This window comes from Marinomonas rhizomae (assembly GCF_024397855.1).
In the GTDB taxonomy this organism is placed as follows: Bacteria; Pseudomonadota; Gammaproteobacteria; order Pseudomonadales; family Marinomonadaceae; genus Marinomonas; species Marinomonas rhizomae_A.
The window spans coordinates 1,181,524-1,203,049 of record NZ_CP073343.1 but is presented as its reverse complement, the minus strand read 5'-3'; the positions used below and the strand labels follow the sequence as shown (position 1 = coordinate 1,203,049).

The window sequence follows — 21,526 nt, the reverse complement described above, 5'->3', positions numbered from 1 at the left end:
AACAATATAGCTATGCATTAATTGGATCCATTAAATCCATAATGAATATTAGTTATCAGCCTAAACAATTGATAAATAAAAGCTTCTTTATTGGATCCAATAGTTACTTTTTTCACTGCATTTACGCTATGATTATTTTTAAAATAACAATGTGTCGAAAACAATGAGCGCTTCCCAATGAGTACTTTTCAATGAGTAAACCTGGACAACAAGTAATCAGTCGATTGCGGCAAATGATTTTGTCTGGTGAGCTAGAGTCAGGACAACGACTTGCTGAGATCCCTACCGCAGAACATTTAAGTGTGTCACGCACTCCAATTCGCATTGCCTTTCGAACTTTAGAGCAAGAAGGCTTGCTGACGAAGCTATCAGGGCGTGGCTATATCGTTCGTCAAGTAACACAAGCAGAAATTAGTGGTTCAATTGAAGTTCGAGGGGTGCTGGAGGGGTTGGCAGCAAGACAAGCCGCCGAAAATACCCTATCAAATACCCAGTCTAATGAATTATTAAAGCTATTAAAGCAAGGTGATGAGCTATTCGCGAAAGGAAGCATCAATGAACAAGATCTCGCCTCCTATCACGACATGAATCAGCGTTTTCACCAAATCATCATAGAAGCCAGTTTAAACCCTGCTATAGCTGAAGCCTTAAGCCGCAACGAACATCTGCCCTTTGCATCAGTTAGCGCCCTGGCTTTTGATCGTAACAACCTAGACCAAGAGTACCGACGCTTTAACTTTGCTCACATGCAGCACCACGCGGTATTTGATGCGATTAGCCATGGACAAGGAAGCCGAGCAGAAGCCATCATGCGTGAACACGCTAACGCCACACACAGCTACGCTAAAATTTTTTCTCAAATGGAAGAAAACGGTGAAAAAATGCATATATTAAAAAACATAAGCACACCAGCTTAGAAAAAACACCTAAGACAGATCTGTATTGCCAAGTGGCACTTCTAAAGTATTAACGGCACCAATGGGCTGGCCGACCATTTCATCGTAGGCACTTTGATGGCAAAGCACCATCGCGCCTACCGTCTTACCTTTAAACAACGCCTGTAGGTCCAACTTGTTATGACTAGTAAGAAATCGCCCTGCGTCTGTTTGTATGTAGTCTTCTTCCTCTCCGATCACTACGGACAATTGATACAAGTTTGACTCCAAAGAATGCAGTTTCACTTTATCAACATGAGAGATATTTTTAAGCTCTTTTAATAACATGACAATACACCTTTTGCTGCTTTTCTTTAGATACGCATTTAGCCATCACTCAGTTCACAAAAATTGCGAATCATCTTAATACGTTCGTGCTAGAGTTCAGTAATAGATAAAAAAACAGGAAAATATATGGCTCTTGATATTTATGGCAGCTTTGCAAATTCAGCAGAGCTACAAACGGCATTGGCTAAAATTCAACGCCGTTTAGACGAACCCTGCCGCACCTTGATCGGTTTAACCGGCGGCCCCGGCTCTGGCAAAAGCACGCTAGCCAACTACCTACTTAATCACTTTACGAAACAACAGAACACGCAAGTTACGTGCCTCTCAATGGATGGTTTTCACCTTTCTAAAGCCCAGCTTCAGGCCTTACCCAATGCCGATAAAGCTTTTGCGCGTCGAGGTGCCCCTTGGACATTTGATAGCACAGCCTTTATTGAACGTGTTAATAAGATTAAGCAAAGCTATCAGCAAGAGGATATTTTGTGGCCAAGCTTTGATCACGCCCTTGGAGACCCCATTGAAGATGATGTATCGGTCAACAAAGAAACCAAGGTAATACTGGTTGAAGGGTTATATCTGTTACACCAACAAGATGGCTGGCAAGAATCCAAAGCGCTGTTTGATGAGCATTGGTTTTTAGACATTCCTGTAGCGGATGCCATTGAGCGCTTAGCAAAACGGCACATGAAAGCATGGAACTTTACCCATGAACAAGCAATGGATAGGATCAATCAAAGCGACAGCCTAAACGCAAAATTAGTTGCAACGTACAAAGATCAGGCTGATTGGCTATTAAGAATCTAGACGCTTAATAACACCGCTTTTTAAAGGTTTTTCTCTCATTATGCTTTTTTATCTGCGATGGCCTCAGCACTTCGCTCGAACGTCAAGTTGATCCTCAAGAACATCCCCTGAATGGCTTCAACTTGATTAGTGTCCCCTACCAAATCAAACAATTCTTCATGTAAAGAGTGACAGGCTTTTTCAAAACCATCATCACATCGTCCCTTGCTGGCCAATAAAAAAGCATTAGCTAAAGCCACCTGCCAGCTTTCTAATGACTGTAATTGTTTGCCAGCTAAATCCTCACAGATCGAACGTAAGCGAATTGAAACATGCCCAAGATTCAAAGCCGTCAATGCCAAATCTGTAATCGCACGTGATTGAGAGCCTTGGTCATAGTTCGTTAGACGTAACAATCTATCAGCCATACGACGGTTATACCAAGCAACAGGGCTACTATGCTTATTAATTTCCAATAGATCTTGATAAGTTGTTTTAAAAATACGATGCACCAATAACTGAACACTTGGCCCTGTAATTAAGTGAAACACCCAGAATAAAATGCACACACCTGCAAAAATTGCCATAGCAGAGCTCACGGTGTAATCAATTGAAAAAGATCGACTCATGTCCCTACTTGGGCTAACCAAAATGGAAAAAGGAATACAAAAACCTAAGCCATAAGGTAAGGTTTGCCTATCAGACAAGAGCAATAAACCAATAAAGTAAGGGCCAGCTAACACCAACAATAAAATCTCTAATTGCCCCGAACTCTGAGACAACAAGTTAAGAGCAAAAAATACCGCAACGAGAACCGCCGCAATAACCCCAAGCAACAGCCTTTTTAGCACTACTTTTAGAATCATCAAGGGTAATCGGGCCAGCATGATGGAAAAAATGACGGGTAAAATCATGATCATCAAAGCCGCTGTAGAACCTGTTCCAACCCAGATACAAGCACCAATCAAAAATACAACACTCGTTCGAATGCCAATAATCAATCCTGCCAACGGATCTCGATAGGTCAACATACTCGGCGCATTCAACAAGGTACTATCACGCTTCTCTAGAGCACGATACGCGCGTAATAAAACCGTCATTTCAGATGTGATCTCTGCACTGACATTCATCATATGAGATTCAAACGGCGAGTCAGGCTGATTATTTGAACGGTAGTCAGCAAGATCACGACGCAATGTTTTAACCTGATCTAAGCAATAGTCAAAATCACTCGACTCTGCAATACGGTCAAATGCCTCACGTAATTGATCCAGCAATTGAGACAGCGCAGGTGTTATTAATTCTGCATGGCGACGCTGCAAGCGACCAAATATCTGTACCAATGCCAATAACGAAAGTACTTTCTGAGCCAACTGGTTCGCTGCTCGTGTCCGACCTGGACCTTTTGGACCTTCGTAACTAGCTGCACTAGAGTCTTCGCTCACCATCCCCAATGTCGCCATAATTCCATCTATTTGCTTATGACGCGCTTCGTGAGAACCTGACTTATCTAATTCCGTCACTAAATACTGTAAGGTTTGATTAATAACAGACCTTGCCTGCATTTGCAGACTGTCTTTCACTTTGACAGGCCAGAACATGTGACTAACAACACCAGCACAAATGGACCCAATAACAATTTCACTTACACGCGCTTGAGCGATGCTAAAAACGGCCTGACTGTCAGCGGTTGATGGGCTCGCCATTACCATCAAAACAATAATTTCTGAGGTGACAGCCGCCATAGCGAACGCATAAACAAAATTAGCTTGTCTCACCATGGCCGATAAAGCTGAATTCAGCCCTAACCATAATGTCAAAACACCCAGCGCTAAATAGGGATATGGCATCAGCTGAGTTAACAACAAAATACCAAATAAACCACCTACGATAGTTCCGACAATCTGACAAATGGCTTTTTCAACCACCAAACCACTCTCAGGTCGCATCTGTAAAAAAACAGCTGAGACTAACGCCCAATATGGACGATCCAAATTTAAAGAAAGAGCAATTGTTAACGCCATCGCCATGGCAATAACGCCTTTAAGCGCAAAAATAACCGCCTGCTTTTCAGGAAAAAACAGATTACGAAGCACAATCCCCAAAACGACGCTCCTTACTGCTTAGTAAGATGAATAGTGGCCGTCATCCCAGCGCTAAGTTGTGTTTCAGTATTTGACGTATCTAACTTGATATCTACCGGAATACGCTGCGCTAAACGCACCCAGTTAAAGGTTTGCTGAACCTGTGGTAAAAGCTGACCATTGCTTTGGGTGTTGGTATTCGCTATAGCTTTGCCAATACTCACCACATGACCATTTAGAGGCTTACCACCACTTAGCAAGGTAATTTTGGCTTGTTGATTGAGATGAACTAGAGGAATTTTAGTTTCTTCAAAATAAGCCGTCACATAAAATGAATTGGACTGAACAATGGCAAAAACAGAAGCACCTTGCCCAACATAATTACCCTGACGTAAATTCAAGTTAATTATATTGCCTGACACAGGAGCATAGACCTTAGTACGGTCTAAATTAAGCTGAGCACTCTCCTGCTGAGCAACCGCTAAATCATAATTCGCTTTGGCTATTTCTGTACTAATTCTAGAAGCTTCCAAGTCTTCAGCACTAATGGCTTTTTGGCTCAACAATGCGGTACGACGCTCATATTTATGTTTCGCCAACTGCCAAGAATATAACGCATTCTCTGTATTAGCTTTGCTTTGATTGAGTGCCGCCTGATAGCGCTGGGGATCTACACTAAATAATAAATCGCCTTTTTTGACAGCCTGATCGTTGGTGATATTCAAGTTGGTAACCCAGCCAGACACATCAGGAGCAACCGTTACAATATCGGCACGAATACGACCGTCACGAGTCCAAGGTGAATGCATGTAATCATTCCAAACCCAACGTCCAGCAAAAATTGCAGCCAACACAACCAATACCGTCACTAGAATACGCAGATATTTCGTCATTGATTAACTTCCACCCAATAAATACACAGTTAATGCCAAGTAACAAACAAATAACGACACTTCAAACCAGGCAACTCGCCAAATACGATCGTGCCAGTCCAAGCGGTGAAGAACAAAACGAGTCAAGGCAGCCAATAAAAAAGCAATCGGAAAATATACAACCAAGGGACTAAACTCTAAACCACCAAAAACAACCACATGAAGCATTATAAAAACCTTGCCGTTAAGACATTAGACAACATTATGAATACTCAAAAAAAGATCATATTTAAAGAATAGAATTTTATCTCGATAATACAAACTAAATGTGCAGCTAACAGCCAAATAAAAACACAATAATAACAACTAGCTACATCTAGGAAGGGGTAACTTAGCGCTTCGTTGCCATGAAACCTTAAGGTAACAATAATCAGGATGTTGCCAAAGGTCACCAATAGCCACCAACGTATCTCCCAAATACAAATATGGAAGATGGTCACGCCACCAGCTTGGAATCGCTTTATCGTTAAGCCATTTTTTCAACTTACGCGTTTTGCCATTGGGCATCAGTATGCTTTCACTTTGAGGTCGAGCTTTCAATTCACAGGCATCACTGCCAATCACGCAAATCTTATCAAAAGAACGCTGCAATACCTCACCCGACATCAAGGGGGCAAGTTTCACCGTTTTCTCTAATGGCAAAAGATAAACCGCATTTTGATGGCGCATAATGCGACCAAGAGCAAATACAAATTCAGGCTGCTTATCCTCCCTACTAGAAAACATGGCTTCAACGCTTTCTAACTGAGATTGAGGTAATGAAACCCCTTTGTATTCTAAAAAGTGTCGCCACCAAAAGAGTCGCTCGTCTATCGTTTTTCCCGCAATAGAAGACAAATCCAAACCGCCAAATTCATTACACCAAACAGCGAGCTGCTGCTGAGCAAATTGAGCAAGCATCGCATAATCAGTCGCAATACGCTGGGTACTAGAAAGTATATTTTGCTCCATCTTTGGAAACCGCTTTTTCAGAACAGGAACAATACTTTGACGAAGGAAGTTACGACTAAAACGCTCATCAAGATTAGACTCATCATGAATCCAAGCAAGGTCATTCTGCTGAGCATAATCTTCTATATCTTTTTTTGACGCAGCTAATAGAGGGCGAATCAAACGAGCACAGCCATTACCAAGCGCTCTCTCTCGTGGAATACCTGCTAAACCTTTACCTCCAGTTCCCCGTAACAAACGAAACAGCACGGTTTCAACTTGATCTCCCGCATGATGAGCAAGCAGAATAACGTCTTGCTTTCCCATTATTTTTTGAAAAGCTTGGTAACGAGCATTACGAGCTGCATTTTCTAGGGATGCTTGAGCTTCTAACTGCACCCGCTCAGCAACAAAAGGCACGCCAAGGTTGGCACAAATCACCTTACAATGTTTTAGCCAATCATCGGCATTAGTACTCAAACCATGATGAACATGAAGCACGACAAGCTGCCGTTTTTGCTCTACTGAGATTTGATTAGCTAAAGCATGAAGCAAAACATGAGAATCGACGCCACCACTAAAACCAACCCATACTTTTGTCTGCCCCGAGAATACAGAATCAATCCACTCAGTGTTAAACCTGAGAGGAGATAAAGAAGTCAGTGATTTAGAGAGTAAACGTTTCATCATACAGCCCGGAAGGAAAACACCTTAACCGCAAGAAATAAAAAAGCCCCCTATATATAGGAGGCTTTTTAAGTAAACAAAAATTTATAGACCGTAAGACATCAAACGGTTGTAACGACGAGCCAATAACTCTTCTGTCGTTAATGCTTCCATACGATCTAATGCTGCAAGCACATTTTGCTTCAAGCTTTGCGCAATTTGTTCGTGAGCAATATGCGCACCACCTAAAGGTTCTTGGATAATGGTATCGACAAAACCTAGCTCTTGTAGACGCTGGGCAGTGATGCCCATAGCTTTGGCAGCATCAGAAGCACGATCCGCACTCTTCCATAAAATAGACGCGCAGCCTTCAGGAGAGATAACCGAGTAAGTGCCATATTGCAGCATCATTAGCTCATCACAGACACCAATCGCCAATGCACCACCAGAACCACCTTCACCAATAACGGTAGAAATGATCGGCGTTTTCAAACGAGACATAACCGCTAAGTTAAAAGCAATCGCCTCACTCTGACCACGTTCTTCAGCACCAATACCAGGATACGCCCCAGGTGTATCGATTAATGTCACGATAGGCATATTGAATCGCTCAGCTGTTTCCATAAGACGTAATGCCTTACGGTAACCTTCTGGACGAGGCATACCAAAGTTACGAAGTACTTTTTCTTTTACTTCACGTCCTTTTTGATGACCAATAACCATAACAGGGCGGCCATCTAAACGAGCAATACCACCAACAATAGCACGATCATCAGCATAGTGACGATCACCATGCATTTCTTCAAAATCGGTAAAAACGTGTTTAATATAATCAAGAGTATATGGGCGCTTTGGGTGACGCGCTAATTGAGAAACTTCCCATGCCCCTAAATTACTAAATAGGCTCTTGGTTAATGCTATTTTTTTATCTTCAAGGCGACTAATTTCATCGCTTATGTTGAGTTCATTGTCGTTACCGACTAAACGTAACTCTTCAATTTTCTGTTCGAGCTCAGCAATCGGCTGCTCAAATGGGAGATAATCTAAATTCATGGTTTAATTACACTACTGTTTGGTTGCCATCAAATACAAGGGCAAAAGGCGGCTAGCCAGTTGCTCTATAGCTCTTTAAAGCGTACTGCTACGCTGCATTCCATTGCTAAAACTATTAAATGAGTCTAAGTATACACTAACTGAACATTTTGTTTACCGTATTGTTTCTGAAGTTGATGAATTAATTCGTCATCCGGACGAACTTTCCAACTCGATCCTAAACGGATGTCACCACATGCTTGCGGTGTATCAAAACCTATCACCACATCGCAGCCATCGCCTCGATATGATTCCATAAAGTTTGCCAATGTCTGTATTTCTGTTGGTGTTACTGTCTCTGACGTCCATGTAATTCGTAATGCTTCCACATAACGAACTCGAGCCTGAGCAATATCTAGAATGTTTCTTGCAATAACTTTCTGTCCGCCACGAAACTCGTCAACAGTAATCTCCCCTTCAACCACAACCACTTCATCTTTGACAATAACGTCTCTAAAAGTGTCATAGTTATCAGGAAACACCGTCACTTCTATTCGAGCTGAACGGTCATCTAAAGTGACAAAGGCAATGTTACCACCTTTTTTACTCTTAGTAATACGCAAGTCAACGATCAAGCCCGCCATGATCTGCGTATCACCACGCTTGGGCTGTAAATCCACAATTTTTGAACGTACAAAGCGACGTATCTCTTTCTCATATTCATCAATTGGGTGACCTGTCACATACAAACCCAGTGTATCTTTCTCACCATCAAGGCGCTGGCGCGGAGGCCATTCATGCTGAATGCCAATATCCCTATATGCATCCTCCGTACTTTCTTCTACCGCAACCCCAAACAGATCCATCATGCCGGCATCTTGGTTTTTCGCATCTTGAACCGCTCTCTTAAGAGCCTCATCAATACAGGCAAACAAGGTTGCACGATTTGGCCCAATGGTGTCAAACGCACCTGAACGAACCAAGGCTTCCATAACTCGCTTATTCACTCTCTTACCAACACGTTGGCAGAAATCAAAAATATGCTCAAATGGTCCTTCTTTACGTGCTTCTACAATCGCCTCAATCGGACCTTCACCCACACCTTTAATGGCGCCGAGACCATATACAATGGCACCTTTTGGATTAACGGTAAACTTATAAACCGACTCATTCACGTTCGGTAACTCTAATGCCAGCGACATAGAACGACATTCTTCGATGAAGATAACGATCTTATCTGTGTTCTGCATATCTGCAGACAATACCGCCGCCATAAATGGCGCAGGGTAATGATTTTTTAACCAAGCCGTTTGATAAGAAACCAGTGCATAGGCCGCTGAGTGCGATTTGTTAAAACCATACCCTGCGAACTTTTCCATCAGGTCAAAGATGTTACCTGACAAGTCTTTATCAACATTATTTTTAAGAGCGCCTTCCATAAAGATCAAACGCTGCTCAGCCATAACTTCGGCTTTTTTCTTACCCATGGCACGACGAAGCAAATCAGCGCCGCCCAGTGAGAATTTGGCAAGTACCTGAGCAATCTGCATTACCTGCTCTTGATACAAGATAATGCCGTAAGTTGGTTCCAATACAGGAATCAAATCTTGATGCTGGTAATCAGGGTGCGGAAAAGCCAATTCTGCGCGACCATGCTTACGGTTGATAAAGTCATCAACCATGCCGGAACCCAATGGACCAGGACGATACAAGGCCACCAAGGCGATAATATCTTCAAAGCGCGATGGCAAAAGCTTTTTAATCAACTCTTTCATACCGCGAGATTCCAGCTGGAATACAGCGGTAGTTTCAGCTCGTTTTAGTAGGTCATAAGTGGACTTGTCTTCCAGATCGATCAAAGAGATATCGAGCGGAGGCTTACCTTCTAGCGCATTAATGGTATCAATGTTTTTAACGGCCCAATCGACAACGGTTAAGGTTTTAAGACCCAAGAAATCGAACTTTACCAAGCCCGCTTCTTCAACATCGTTTTTGTCGTATTGGGTCACCAGACCAGAACCATCTTCTTCACAATAGAGCGGGGCAAAATCGATCAATTTGGTTGGTGCAATTACCACACCACCAGCATGCTTACCAAAGTTACGTACCACGCCTTCTAAAGAAATTGCCATTTCCATTACTTCGGCCGCATCTTCATCCCCCGCTAAAAATTCAGGTAATGCAGGCTCTTCTTCTAAGGCCTTTTTAAGTGTCATGCCGATTTCAAATGGGATCAGTTTAGATAGCTTATCACCCAAGCTATATGGTTTACCTTGCACCCTTGCGACATCTCGAACCACGGCTTTTGCTGCCATTGCTCCAAAGGTGATAATCTGAGACACAGCGTCACGACCATAAGTTCGTGACACATAATCGATCACTCGGTCACGGTTATCCATACAGAAATCGATGTCAAAGTCAGGCATGGATACCCGCTCAGGGTTTAGGAATCGCTCAAATAACAAGTCATATTCAAGTGGATCAAGATCGGTGATTTTAAGCGCATAGGCCACCAAGGAACCCGCACCAGAACCTCGCCCAGGGCCTACTGGGATATCGTTGTCTTTGGCCCACTGGATAAAGTCCATTACTATCAAGAAGTAACCAGGGAACCCCATTTGGTTAATAATAGTTAATTCGAAATCCAAACGATCCCAATATTCCTGACGGCGTTTTTCAATACGTTCGCCATATTTTTTAGTAAGGAAGTTAAAGCGCTCAATCAGGCCGTCATAAGAAAGCTTGCTAAAGAACTCCTCCATCGTCATGCCTTCTGGCACAGGGTAGTCTGGTAAAAAGTACTTACCCAACAGAACATCAACACTACATCGCTTGGCAATTTCGACGGTATTTTCTAAAGCTTCTGGGATATCTTGAAACAGCTCCGCCATTTCTTCGGGCGTTTTAAAGTACTGTTCTTCCGAATAACGACGTTTACGGCGAGGGTCATCGATAGTAACGCCATCATGAATACAAACTCGTGCTTCATGAGCATCAAAGTTTTCACGCTTCAAAAAACGCACATCATTAGTCGCAACGACAGGACAACCCAGCTCGCTCGCCAATGGCACAACTGCGTGTATATAACTTTCTTCTCCGGGACGACTCGTTCTTTGTAACTCAACATAAAAGCGATTAGGAAACACAGACATCCAATGCGCTAACCGATTTTTGGCTTGCTCATTTCGCCCCTTTTGCAATAAATAGCCAATATCACCAAAACCAGCACCAGAGAGCGCAATAACATCCTCGCTATGTGCTTCTATCCATTCACGCTGAACAATAGGACGACCTTCTACCTGCCCTAACTGATAGCCTTTCGAAATAATGGCTATGATATTCTTGTAGCCTTTATTTGACGTCGCCAATAGGGTAAATCGATAGCGAGAATCCACATCCTCATCTTCGTCAACCACGACGTCGGCACCACAAATTGGCTTTATACCTTTTTCCATTGCGCCTTTGTAAAAACGCACAAAACCACAAAGGTTATTTTCGTCCGTAATGGCAACGGCAGGCATAGACATAAACTCAGTAGTACCAAGCAAGCCTTTGATTTTTACCAAGCCATCCACCAAGGAAAACTCGGTATGGACTCGTAGATGTATAAATGACGTGGACAAAATATTATCCCTCTAAAATCTTTTTAACTGGGCCAAAACTTCGTCGGTGAATCGGCGTGATACCATGCAACCGAATCGCTTCTAGGTGCAAAGCAGTAGGATAACCTTTATGTTTTTCAAACCCGTATTCTGGGTAAATCTCTGCGGCTTTTACAATATCTCTATCACGGGTAACTTTCGCCAAAATGGAGGCAGCAGATATGGCTGCCTGCCGAGCATCGCCTTTCACCACGGCCTCCGCTGAACAAGGCAAATTTGGCGGTATACGATTACCGTCAACCAATACATGCTCAGGCACTAAGGAAAGTAAAGCAACAGCACGAGACATTGCCAACATACTGGCATGTAAAATATTTATTTCATCAATTTCTTCAATCGTTGCACAGGCAATACCGTAAGCTAACGCTTTATCTATTATCTCAGTGTAAAGAGCTTCACGTTTTTTCTCTGTTAATTTTTTAGAATCCGCCAAGCCAAGGATAGGACGAGCAGGATCTAGAATCACAGCTGCTGCAACAACCTCACCAGCTAAAGGACCTCGCCCAGCCTCATCGGTACCTGCTAGCAAATCACCAAAATATATCTGACTAACAAAAGGCTCCATCACTTCCCTTTTCCTTCAAGCATAGTAACAATAGCTTGTGCGGCTTGGGCGCCTGCATTTTTTCGTAACATAGTATGCAAGTCTAGATACTTGGTCTGAATGTTTTTATCCGTAATGAAAGATCGCCAAGTTTGTATCAAACGCGTCGCCAAATTATCTGGTGTCGCAGCATCTTGCAGTAGCTCTGGAACTAATGCTTCATTAGCTAGCAAATTAGGCAAAGAGACATAAGGTACTTTGATCATTCTAGACATGATGGCATAAGTTAATTTATTAACTCGATATGATACAACCATTGGTCGCTTCACAAGCATAGCTTCTAATGCAGCCGTACCAGATGCCAGTAAAATAGCATCCGATGCTGCCATCACTGTACGGGATTGCCCATCAACCAATATCGCCTCAGCGTTAGTTTCTTGTAGAATCGCTTCTATTTGAGCGCGTCTCTCTTTATTTGAGGCAGGAATCAAGAAAGTCGCATTGGGCTCTTTTTGCTTAATCAGCTTCGCTGTTTCAATAAACAATGGCGCTAAACGAGACACTTCCCCCTCACGGGAGCCAGGTAATATACCAAAAACAGGCCCCTTAACATGATCTAAATCCAGTGTTTTTCTTGCTTCCGTTACATCACTATCAAGAGGAATATCATCTGCAAGTGTATGACCGACACACACTACAGGAATATTGTGTTCATGATAAATTGGCAATTCAAAAGGAAACAGTGCCAGCATCAGATCGACAGATTTTTTGATATTAAAGATTCGTTTTTGGCGCCACGCCCAAACAGACGGGCTGACATAGTGAACAGTTGGTATGCCTGCTTGTTTTAGCTTTCTCGCAAGCGGCATATTAAAATCAGGCGAATCAATACCAATAAAAGCAGTAGGTGGATTTTTTAAACAAGACTGATATAGACGTTTGCGAATACCCAAAAGCTCTCTAAGGCGGCCCAAGACCTCTACCAACCCCATAACAGATAATCTATCCATTGGGACGACACTTTTGAAGCCTTGTGCTTCCATCAATGGGCCACCAACACCCTCAAAAATTGCATCTGGTTGTAACATTTTTAAATGAGCAATTAAGTTTGCGCCCAAAATATCACCCGAAGCCTCACCAGCCACCAACACATAACGTGCCTTAGACGTCACTTGCATTTATACAACCTCTGATAATAAAAAACCCCGAAATAGTCCGGGGTTTTCTTTTAAAACATGATGCCTATCGGACAATTCCACGTTTTGAATGCCGAATTGATAAAACATACTCTGCTACTTCAGGAATATGGATCATATCCCCTTGCTCAAGCTCTAACAGTGCAGCTTCTAATGTTAAACCTTTTAGATATACCGTCTTATATGCAGTGCGCAATGCTCGAATAACATCTGATGGCACGCCTCGACGACGCATGCCTTCAAAGTTCATTCCGTGTGCTTTAGCTGGAGTACCGGAAACCATGACATACCGAGGCACATCCTTAGCAACCATTGATCCCATGCCGCACATACTAAAAGAGTTCACTTGGCAAAACTGATGAATCCCAGTATAACCGCCAAGAATAACAAAATCGCCAACCGTCACATGCCCAGCAAGCGCTGCAAAGTTAGCTAATATATTATTATCGCCAACAATACAGTCATGACCAACATGCGTACTTGCCATAAACAAGTTGTTATTACCAATTAGAGTAATACCATTATCCTGAACTGTGCCACGATGAATCGTTGCATTCTCACGGATCACATTGTTATCACCAATTACAAGCTGTGTTGGTTCACCCTTATACTTTTTATCTTGGTTTGCCTCTCCGACAGAAGCAAACTGATAAATTTCATTATTAGAACCAATCGTTGTGTGACCATTAATCACAACGTGGGATTTAATAACACTATCAGCACCAATTTTCACATTCGGTCCGATCACACAAAAAGGACCAATCTCCACACTGGAGTCAACCTCGGCTTTCGAATCGATCAAAGTAGTTGGATGTATCGCCACTATATCTTCCTGTCAGCACACAGAATAGTTGCAGAACAAGCTAACTCACCGTCAACCGTTGCTCTACACTCAAATTTCCAAATTCCACGTTTTTCAGTAACAATTTTCGCTTCAAGCTGCAATCGATCACCAGGGACAACCGGACGCTTAAAGCGAAGTTTATCAGAGCCTACAAAATAATAGATAGAACCATCTTCTGGCTTTTTATCCATTGTTTTAAAGCCCAGTATTCCTGCTGCTTGAGCCATAGCCTCGATAATCAAAACTCCAGGCATTACTGGATGATCTGGAAAATGACCATTAAAAAATGGCTCATTAATCGTGACGTTTTTATAAGCAATAATGGACTCTTTCAAATTCAGTTCAACAACACGATCCACCAATAGAAACGGATACCTGTGAGGTAAGTATTGGCGGATTTCATTTACGTCCATCATTTATTTATCAACCTTCTCTAAAAACTTATTAACCTGTTGTTTCAGTTGTGCAAACTGCTTTGCCATATCATCTATTCTTCTAACTCGAGCTACTGTCCTGCGCCATTTTCCGGTTGGTTCCATCCCCATCCCAGAAGAGTAAGACCCAGCTTCTGAGATCGAATTACTAATCATACTCATACCAGTAATATGAACTTTATCAGTAAGCTCCAAATGGCCTGCAATACAAACACCGCCTGAAATCGTACACATAGAGCCAATTTTAGTACTTCCAGCAATCGCCGTAGATGCTGCGATAGCTGTATTATCCCCAATTATAACGTTATGAGCAATTTGAACTTGATTATCTATTTTAACACCCTGACCTATTTGCGTATTTTCTATAGCGCCACGGTCAATTGTTGTACTGGCTCCAATCTCAACATTGTCGCCAATAACCACTGAACCTAGTTGATCAATCTTTTCCCAAGAGCCATTGTTAGGAGCAAAACCAAATCCATCAGCACCAATAACTGCTCCGCTATGAATAATACACGCCGCTCCAATTTCTACATTATGGTAAAGGGTGACGTTAGGGTATATGCGAGAACCTTGGCCTATTTTAACACCTCGACCAATAACGCAACCAGCACCGATAACACAGTCCTCTGCAATAACGACATCGTCGTCAATAACAACATTAGGGGCAATAACCACATTTTCAGATAACGTTGCTTTTAAGGAGACTACGGCACTTTGATGAATACCAGACCAATTATGTGTTGCCGGTACAAAAATATGTGATAGCTGAGCAAATGCCAAATAAGGGTTTGAAACAACAATAGCGTTATTGACTAATTTAGCTAACTCTTCAGTCTTGACCAGAACTGCACCTGCCGAGGTAACTTCAAGTAAACTCTGGTATTTGGGATTCGCTAAAAAACTCAATTCATTTCGAGTCGCTTTTTCCAACGTTCCTAATTTATCTATCACTAGATTAGCATCCCCCTTTACAATCCCTTGTACTTTGGCGGCTAATTGCCCTAGCGTATAACTCATAGGTTAATTGTCCTTATTAATACGTTTCACTAGCTCATCAGTAATATCTGCGTCCGCATTAGCATACAAACTTAATTGTCTATTTAATACCAAATCTAATTTTCGCTCTTCTATCAAAGATTTCAGGGCTGCTTCACCTTGTGGTGTCAGAGACTGTATTAATTGCTGTTCTAGTTCTTTAGCTTGACGCTGCATATTGGCAGCCATACCACGCACTTGATTTTGTTGCTCTGCCAATTGCTGACGACGCTTTTTAAATTCCTCTTCGGAGAGCGTTAATTCATCACGCTTCAAATCTTTTGCAGAAGCTTCAAGCTTTTCCTGTTCTTTTTTCAAACGAGCATCCATCGAGGCCACTTTTTGCTTTGGATCTTTGGCAGCATCTTGACCAATATTACTTTGCAAAAGTGCTGCTCTAAAATCTACTACAGCCACCTCAGTCGCTTGCACGCTACCAAAAAAGCATAGTGTAAAAATTACTGTTATGAGCTTTTTCATTTTAAAATCCTATTAAATAATGTTTTTTAAATTAAAAAGTTGTTCCCAGCTGAAACTGGAAAAAGTCTGTTTTATCGCCGCTTCTTGAATTCAAAGGACGTGCGAAATTAAATGACAGAGGGGCAATCGGCGTAATCCATGTCCAACTTAAACCAAGACTAAAGCGAATTTCAGCAGGATCTACACCTTCATTACATTCGGTGTTACCCGCAAGACAGGTATCTGTAAAAACGTTACCACCATCGAGGAATAATGCCGTTCTGACCGACTTATGATCTTCCACCATGGGCATTGGAAAAATAAGCTCAGCCGTTCCCGTCATAAGGATATTCCCCCCCAAGGCCGATGGCGAATTCGACGAGTTTGTGTAGGAGTTTTTTGGGCCTAGTGAAGAGGCACCGTAACCTCGTACCGAATAGGATCCACCCGCGAAATAGTTTTCGAAGAAAGGCAAAACATCAGAATCCCCATACCCTGTACCATAACCTAAACGACCTTTCAGGCGGAACAGCCATAAATCTGATCCATTTAAGTTCCAGTAACGCTGAGAGGACAACCCTAATTTGGCATACTGTTGATCCCCAACAGGAAGAGCAACTTCCAATGTGGCTTTCGTCGAATATCCATTTGTTGGTAACACACCACCAACGAGATCATTATCACTCCATGTTAAACTGGCAATAACATCATCGTAGTTATCACCATTGCTTTTAACATAATCACCTGTTTCATCAGATGGGTCATAACCCAACTTCACTGTCGTTTCTTTAACCGTCATGCCAAACGACAAGCGCTGCGTATCTGAAATAGGATAACCATAACTAACACCGGCACCAATTTCATCTAGATCGTAATCTTCTACATCATCATCCGCATGATCACTGGTTTTATAGAAAATCTGAAAGCCTCGACTAACGCCATCCACTGTGAAGTAAGGGTTGTCATAACTAATGGCATAATCTTGTGTTTGGTTAGTACGTGAGGCATTAAACGACAACTTATTACCCGTACCTAAAAAGTTACGCTTAGAAATACCAAAGCCTAGCACCGTACCATCTTCTTGTGAGTAGCCGATACTAGCCTGAATACTACCTGAAGCTTGTTCCTGCACAACAACATCAAGGTCAACCTGGTCAGAGGTTCCAGCCACAGGCCGCGTACGAAGGTCAACACTACTAAAGAAGCCTAATCGCTCTATTCGACGCTTAGACGCCTGAATTTTAGAATGCGTAGCCAAAGCCCCTTCAAACTGAGTCATCTCACGACGTAACACTTCATCTTGTGTTTCGCTGTTACCACTAAAAGTAATACGACGAACGTATACTTTAGGACCTGGAGCGATTTGATAACTAAGGTTAACAGTATGATTATCTAACTTCTCTGGAATCACATTAACGTTAGTAAACAGATAGCCTTCATCCCCTAGCACGGTTGAAATGCCTTCAATTACTTTGGTTACATCACTACGAGAAAAAACATCGCCTTTTTGCTGAGAAATCTGTTTCCAAACCAAGTCTTCAGAAATGGGCAAACTGCCACTCAACGAAACGTTATTAATATTATAAGGCTTGCCTTCTTCGACATTAATAACAATATAAACGTCACGCTTATCGGCCGACAAACTTACCTGGCTAGAAACCACGTTAAAATCTAAATAACCATGATCTAAATAAAAGCTCTTAAGAGTATTGATATCACCATCAATCTTACCTTTAGCGTATTCGTCAGCAGAACTAAAAGGATTCCAAGACCCTGTTTCACTGGATTCAAAGTCTTTCGTCAGTGTCTCTTCATCAAAAGCTTTATTACCAACAATATTCATATGAACGATTTTAGCCGTATCGCCTTCGTCAATTTTAATGACGATTCCAGCACGATTACGAGGCATATCCTCGACTACAATATCCACTTTGGCACTATAACGGCCAAGCGCATAATATTGACGCTGAAGCTCTTGAACTATTTGATTTAGCGTCTCAGGTTTGTAAATCTCACCTACTTCTAAGCCCGATAACTTTAATCCGCGCTCTAAATCTTCTGTTTTGATCAGCTCATTACCTTCGATAGTCAAGTTGCCTATCGAAGGACGCTCCTCTACATCAAACACCAAGACGTTACTTTCTTCATATACATCTATGTCACTAAAATAGCCCGTATTAAAAAGAGAATTAATCGCCTGATAAACCTTATTTGAGTCATAGGACTCATTCTTATCAAAGCCGATAACATCAAATGCTCTGGACGATGGCATTTGCACCAAGCCATCAATTCGAACATCCTCTACATCTTTTGCAAAACTTTGCACGCTTATTAAAGCCAAAAATACTGCTGAAACGACTTTCACATCTACCTCTCTACAAGCGGGCAATATCATTAAAAATGGCAACGGCCATTAAAGCAAATAAAAGAGAAGCACCAACTCGATACGCCATATTCTGAATTTTTTCAGAGACTGGCTTTCGACGAATAGCTTCAATACCAAAAAATAACAAATGCCCACCATCTAACATTGGAATAGGCAACAAATTAAGCACCCCCAAACTAACACTGAGGTAAGCCATGAACTTCAAAAACGATTGTAACCCTGAGTCTGCTGACGCACTCGCCACTTTAGCAATAGTTATTGGGCCGGATAAATTATCAACAGAAATCAACCCCTGTACCATTTTCCCAATAGAAGAAACAGTTAAAGATATCATCTTAGAGGTTTGCGCAACACCATAAGAAAGCGACTCAATCGGACCATAATGGCGCTCTCTAATAAGATCGTCATCCCACTTAGGTGGAACAACGGCCAATCCAGCATACCCTATCGTCTTGCCATTTTGTTCAGTAGATTTAGGCAACAATAATAATTTAACAACATTTTGTGAGCGCAACACTTCAACAGCAAGCTCCCCACTAGGGCTTGCTTGAACCACTGAAACAACTTGCTGCCAGCTAGATACCGGTCGATTGTTTATACTTAAAATTTCATCTCCAACCTGAAAACCAGCCACAGATCCAGCGCCATCATCCACAACCTGAGCAATAATAGGAACCACTGTCGGCTGCCATGGGGATAAACCAAAAGCACGAATCAGATTGCTTGGTTCATCGCCAACCAACCACCGATTAAGCTGTATAGTATCTTCCTGTAAAGAACTCATACCATCGGGCTGATAACGAACGGTAATAGTTCCTGTTTTTCCTATCAAGCCTGCTAACACTAAATTTACATCTTCCCATGAAGCAACAGACTCATCAGCAAGAGAAACAAGCTCGTCACCGGGCTGAATTTGCGTTTGAGCAATAGGAGAATTTTTTTCAATTTGGCCAATTTTTGGTGCTATAGATTGCACGCCAAGTAAAGCCACTAAGGCATAAATAGCAATCGCTAAAATAAAGTTAGCAATAGGGCCTGCGGCCACAATAGCAATGCGCTGCCAAACATTTTTTGTATTAAAAGCCTGATTTCTCAACTCAGCAGGAACATTTCCTTCGCGCTCATCAAGCATTCGGACGTAACCACCAAGTGGAATCATTGCCAATGTATATTCTGTACCGGTTTTGCCAACATAACGATAAATTGGCTTTCCAAAACCAACAGAGAAGCGCAGCACTTTGACACCGCAACGACGAGCGACAAAAAAATGTCCAAACTCATGAAAAGTAATCAACAAGCCTAAGGCAACAACAATAGAGAGAATATTCTGTATCATGAAAAATTACCGCTAGAAATCATATCCAGTGCCAATTGACGAGAATATCGATCCGCCTCAAAAACATCATCAAGGTCATTCACAACAACGACATTCGCCGCCATCAAAACCCGCTCATTTAGCTTTGCAATGTCCAGAAAGCCAATCTGTTGATTCAAAAAAGCAGCCACAGCAATTTCATTTGCAGCATTCAAAACCGCCATAGCCGTCCCACCCATAAACCAGGAATCAGCCGCCAATTTTAAATTAGGAAAACGTACTAAATCTGGGGATTCAAAATTCAAACGCGCAATATCAACTAAACTCAATGGTGGAACGCTCGTTTTTATGCGTTTTGGCCAGCTCATACCATAAGCAATTGGAATTTTCATATCCGGATTGCCCATCTGAGCAATTACTGAGCCATCAAGGTAGGACACCATAGAATGAATGATACTTTCTGGATGAACCACAACATCCACTTCACTAGGCGTAACATCGAATAACCAGCAAGCCTCGATCAACTCCAAACCTTTGTTCATCAAGGAAGCAGAATCTATAGATATTTTCTGCCCCATTGACCAGTTAGGATGCTTGCATGCCTGCTCTGGTGTCACGGTCGCCATATCATCAAGAGACCAGGTTCTAAAAGGCCCACCAGAAGCAGTCAAAATCACCTTGGAAACATCTTGCTTATGCGCTCCACGATCAGTTTGAGGCAAGCTCTGATAGATCGCATTATGTTCACTGTCTATTGGCAAAAGCATAACATCATGACGAGCCACTTCGTCCATAAAAAGCTTACCGGCAGTAACTAAGGACTCTTTATTGGCTAACAAAGTTCTCTTACCAGCACGAATACCCGCCAAAGTAGGCTTAAGACCAGCAAACCCCATAATGGCAGCCATTACCTGATCAACAGCAGAGTCAGCAGCGATACTATCTAAAGCCATCTCCCCCCACTCAAACGAAATAGCCATGCCCGGACACATTCCAGCCAATTCATCGCGCGCCTTTTGCGACCCCATCACGACACGTTGAGGCTTGAAGCGGCGACATATTTCTGCCATTTTATCGACACTTTCATTGGCCGATGCACTAATTAAAGCAAATTTGTCTGGGTGCTGAGCAATAATATCTAAAGTACTTTGACCTATCGACCCAGTCGCACCTAACAAGCAAATACCTTGCATCAAAGCCATCCAGCCAAACTTAGTAATAAAACATAAATGGGAGCCGCAGCAACCAAACTATCAACTCTATCCATAACGCCACCATGTCCAGGAATAAGATGGCTAGAATCTTTCAAATCTTCATGACGTTTAAACAAACTTTCCGTCAAGTCACCCAAGACAGAAACAGACGATGTAATTAACGCAATGCCAGCTAAAATACACCAATGAGATAGCGTAAAATCATTCAATACAGCAAAAATAGCCACACCAATTTGAGTTAGCACTAAGCCACCCATTACGCCTTCCCATGACTTACCAGGACTAACAAAACGCGCCAATTTCCTTTTACCAAAGGCTCGCCCTGCAAAATAAGCACCTGAATCAGCCCCCCAGATCAACCCCATCAGAAGCAACACCCAAACAACAAAGTTATTTGATTGCTTCAATACCACCAAGGCCGACCAAGTTGTCACTAACACCAAGACGCCAAACAACAAACGACTAAAACTATGACGCCAAATAAGTGGCGCTGGATAACGAATCACCCAATATAATGCCAAGACCCACAACAAAGGGCTCAAATAAAGCGATGCTTTTTGCAAGTCATAATTCAATACGACAAAACAGACACAACCAATAAAAGCAGCAAACAGAATACGAGAGGCCTGATTAACTAAACCAGATAGACGAGCCCATTCCCAGCCTGCTAAAAATACAACAACCCCCATAGCAAAAATAAAATTAGAGGCTTCAAGTACAAAAACAGCAAAAATAAACAATACAGCCATGACAATGGCACTAAAAATTCTAGGGAGTAACATGG

The 21,526-nt window shown here is 42.2% G+C and carries 19 protein-coding genes; 2 read left to right on the top strand and 17 right to left on the bottom strand.

Annotated features, from left to right (window positions below; all coding sequences use genetic code 11):
• Positions 1-191 precede the first annotated feature (191 nt).
• Positions 192-917 (top strand): GntR family transcriptional regulator, encoded by a 726-nt coding sequence (locus tag KDW99_RS05585; RefSeq protein WP_255828309.1) that lies wholly within the window; start codon positions 192-194, stop codon positions 915-917.
• Positions 918-926: 9 nt separating this feature from the next.
• Here KDW99_RS05585 and KDW99_RS05580 read toward each other — a convergent pair whose 3' ends face one another.
• Positions 927-1,223 carry a DUF6482 family protein gene (locus KDW99_RS05580; RefSeq protein WP_255828307.1) on the bottom strand — a complete coding sequence of 99 codons (297 nt, stop codon included), beginning with the start codon at positions 1,221-1,223 and terminating at the stop codon, positions 927-929.
• Positions 1,224-1,349: 126 nt separating this feature from the next.
• On the opposite strand from KDW99_RS05580, the gene KDW99_RS05575 reads away from it, so the two are divergent.
• Complete coding sequence (locus KDW99_RS05575; RefSeq protein WP_255828306.1) at positions 1,350-2,027, top strand: hypothetical protein; 678 nt, start codon at positions 1,350-1,352, stop codon at positions 2,025-2,027.
• A 38-nt stretch (positions 2,028-2,065) separates the two neighbouring features.
• Here the strand turns inward: KDW99_RS05575 and KDW99_RS05570 are convergent, their stop codons facing one another.
• The 16 genes from KDW99_RS05570 to KDW99_RS05495 all read right to left on the bottom strand — a co-directional run bounded on the left by KDW99_RS05570 (position 2,066) and on the right by KDW99_RS05495 (position 21,524).
• Positions 2,066-4,102: an FUSC family protein gene (locus tag KDW99_RS05570; protein ID WP_255829259.1), complete on the bottom strand. Its 2,037-nt coding sequence runs from the start codon at positions 4,100-4,102 to the stop codon at positions 2,066-2,068.
• 20 nt (positions 4,103-4,122) lie between these two features.
• Entirely contained in the window at positions 4,123-4,983 is an 861-nt protein-coding gene (locus tag KDW99_RS05565; protein ID WP_255828305.1) for an efflux RND transporter periplasmic adaptor subunit, read from the bottom strand.
• Between the two features lie 3 nt (positions 4,984-4,986).
• Positions 4,987-5,190, bottom strand: coding sequence for a DUF1656 domain-containing protein (locus KDW99_RS05560; RefSeq protein WP_255828304.1), 204 nt, complete (start codon positions 5,188-5,190; stop codon positions 4,987-4,989).
• Between the two features lie 138 nt (positions 5,191-5,328).
• Entirely contained in the window at positions 5,329-6,639 is a 1,311-nt protein-coding gene (gene tilS / locus KDW99_RS05555; RefSeq protein WP_255828303.1) for a tRNA lysidine(34) synthetase TilS, read from the bottom strand.
• A gap of 84 nt (positions 6,640-6,723) precedes the next feature.
• Positions 6,724-7,671 (bottom strand): acetyl-CoA carboxylase carboxyl transferase subunit alpha, encoded by a 948-nt coding sequence (gene accA, locus KDW99_RS05550; protein WP_255828302.1) that lies wholly within the window; start codon positions 7,669-7,671, stop codon positions 6,724-6,726.
• A 125-nt stretch (positions 7,672-7,796) separates the two neighbouring features.
• Entirely contained in the window at positions 7,797-11,273 is a 3,477-nt protein-coding gene (dnaE, locus tag KDW99_RS05545) for a DNA polymerase III subunit alpha (protein ID WP_255828301.1), read from the bottom strand.
• 4 nt (positions 11,274-11,277) lie between these two features.
• Positions 11,278-11,877, bottom strand: coding sequence for a ribonuclease HII (gene rnhB, locus KDW99_RS05540; RefSeq protein ID WP_255829258.1), 600 nt, complete (start codon positions 11,875-11,877; stop codon positions 11,278-11,280).
• Positions 11,877-13,034, bottom strand: coding sequence for a lipid-A-disaccharide synthase (gene lpxB, locus KDW99_RS05535; protein ID WP_255828300.1), 1,158 nt, complete (start codon positions 13,032-13,034; stop codon positions 11,877-11,879). Before lpxB ends, rnhB begins: the two co-directional genes overlap by 1 nt.
• Positions 13,035-13,098: 64 nt before the next feature.
• Positions 13,099-13,875, bottom strand: a complete 777-nt coding sequence (lpxA, locus tag KDW99_RS05530; RefSeq protein ID WP_255828299.1) for an acyl-ACP--UDP-N-acetylglucosamine O-acyltransferase — start codon at positions 13,873-13,875, stop codon at positions 13,099-13,101.
• Positions 13,875-14,312: a 3-hydroxyacyl-ACP dehydratase FabZ gene (fabZ, locus tag KDW99_RS05525; protein ID WP_255828298.1), complete on the bottom strand. Its 438-nt coding sequence runs from the start codon at positions 14,310-14,312 to the stop codon at positions 13,875-13,877. Before fabZ ends, lpxA begins: the two co-directional genes overlap by 1 nt.
• On the bottom strand, positions 14,313-15,350 hold the full coding sequence (gene lpxD / locus KDW99_RS05520) for a UDP-3-O-(3-hydroxymyristoyl)glucosamine N-acyltransferase (protein WP_255828297.1): 1,038 nt from the start codon (positions 15,348-15,350) through the stop codon (positions 14,313-14,315). It abuts the gene before it with no gap.
• Between the two features lie 3 nt (positions 15,351-15,353).
• Positions 15,354-15,848 carry an OmpH family outer membrane protein gene (locus tag KDW99_RS05515; RefSeq protein WP_255828296.1) on the bottom strand — a complete coding sequence of 165 codons (495 nt, stop codon included), beginning with the start codon at positions 15,846-15,848 and terminating at the stop codon, positions 15,354-15,356.
• A 31-nt stretch (positions 15,849-15,879) separates the two neighbouring features.
• The gene (gene bamA / locus KDW99_RS05510; protein WP_370646883.1) at positions 15,880-18,222 is read right to left on the bottom strand and encodes an outer membrane protein assembly factor BamA; all 2,343 of its coding nucleotides are present in this window, start codon (positions 18,220-18,222) and stop codon (positions 15,880-15,882) included.
• On the bottom strand, positions 18,203-19,549 hold the full coding sequence (rseP, locus tag KDW99_RS05505; RefSeq protein WP_255828294.1) for an RIP metalloprotease RseP: 1,347 nt from the start codon (positions 19,547-19,549) through the stop codon (positions 18,203-18,205). The genes bamA and rseP overlap by 20 nt, the downstream gene beginning before the upstream one ends.
• Positions 19,546-20,721: a 1-deoxy-D-xylulose-5-phosphate reductoisomerase gene (ispC, locus tag KDW99_RS05500; RefSeq protein ID WP_255829257.1), complete on the bottom strand. Its 1,176-nt coding sequence runs from the start codon at positions 20,719-20,721 to the stop codon at positions 19,546-19,548. The genes rseP and ispC overlap by 4 nt, the downstream gene beginning before the upstream one ends.
• Positions 20,721-21,524: a phosphatidate cytidylyltransferase gene (locus KDW99_RS05495; RefSeq protein WP_255828293.1), complete on the bottom strand. Its 804-nt coding sequence runs from the start codon at positions 21,522-21,524 to the stop codon at positions 20,721-20,723. The genes ispC and KDW99_RS05495 overlap by 1 nt, the downstream gene beginning before the upstream one ends.
• Positions 21,525-21,526: the final 2 nt, after the last annotated feature.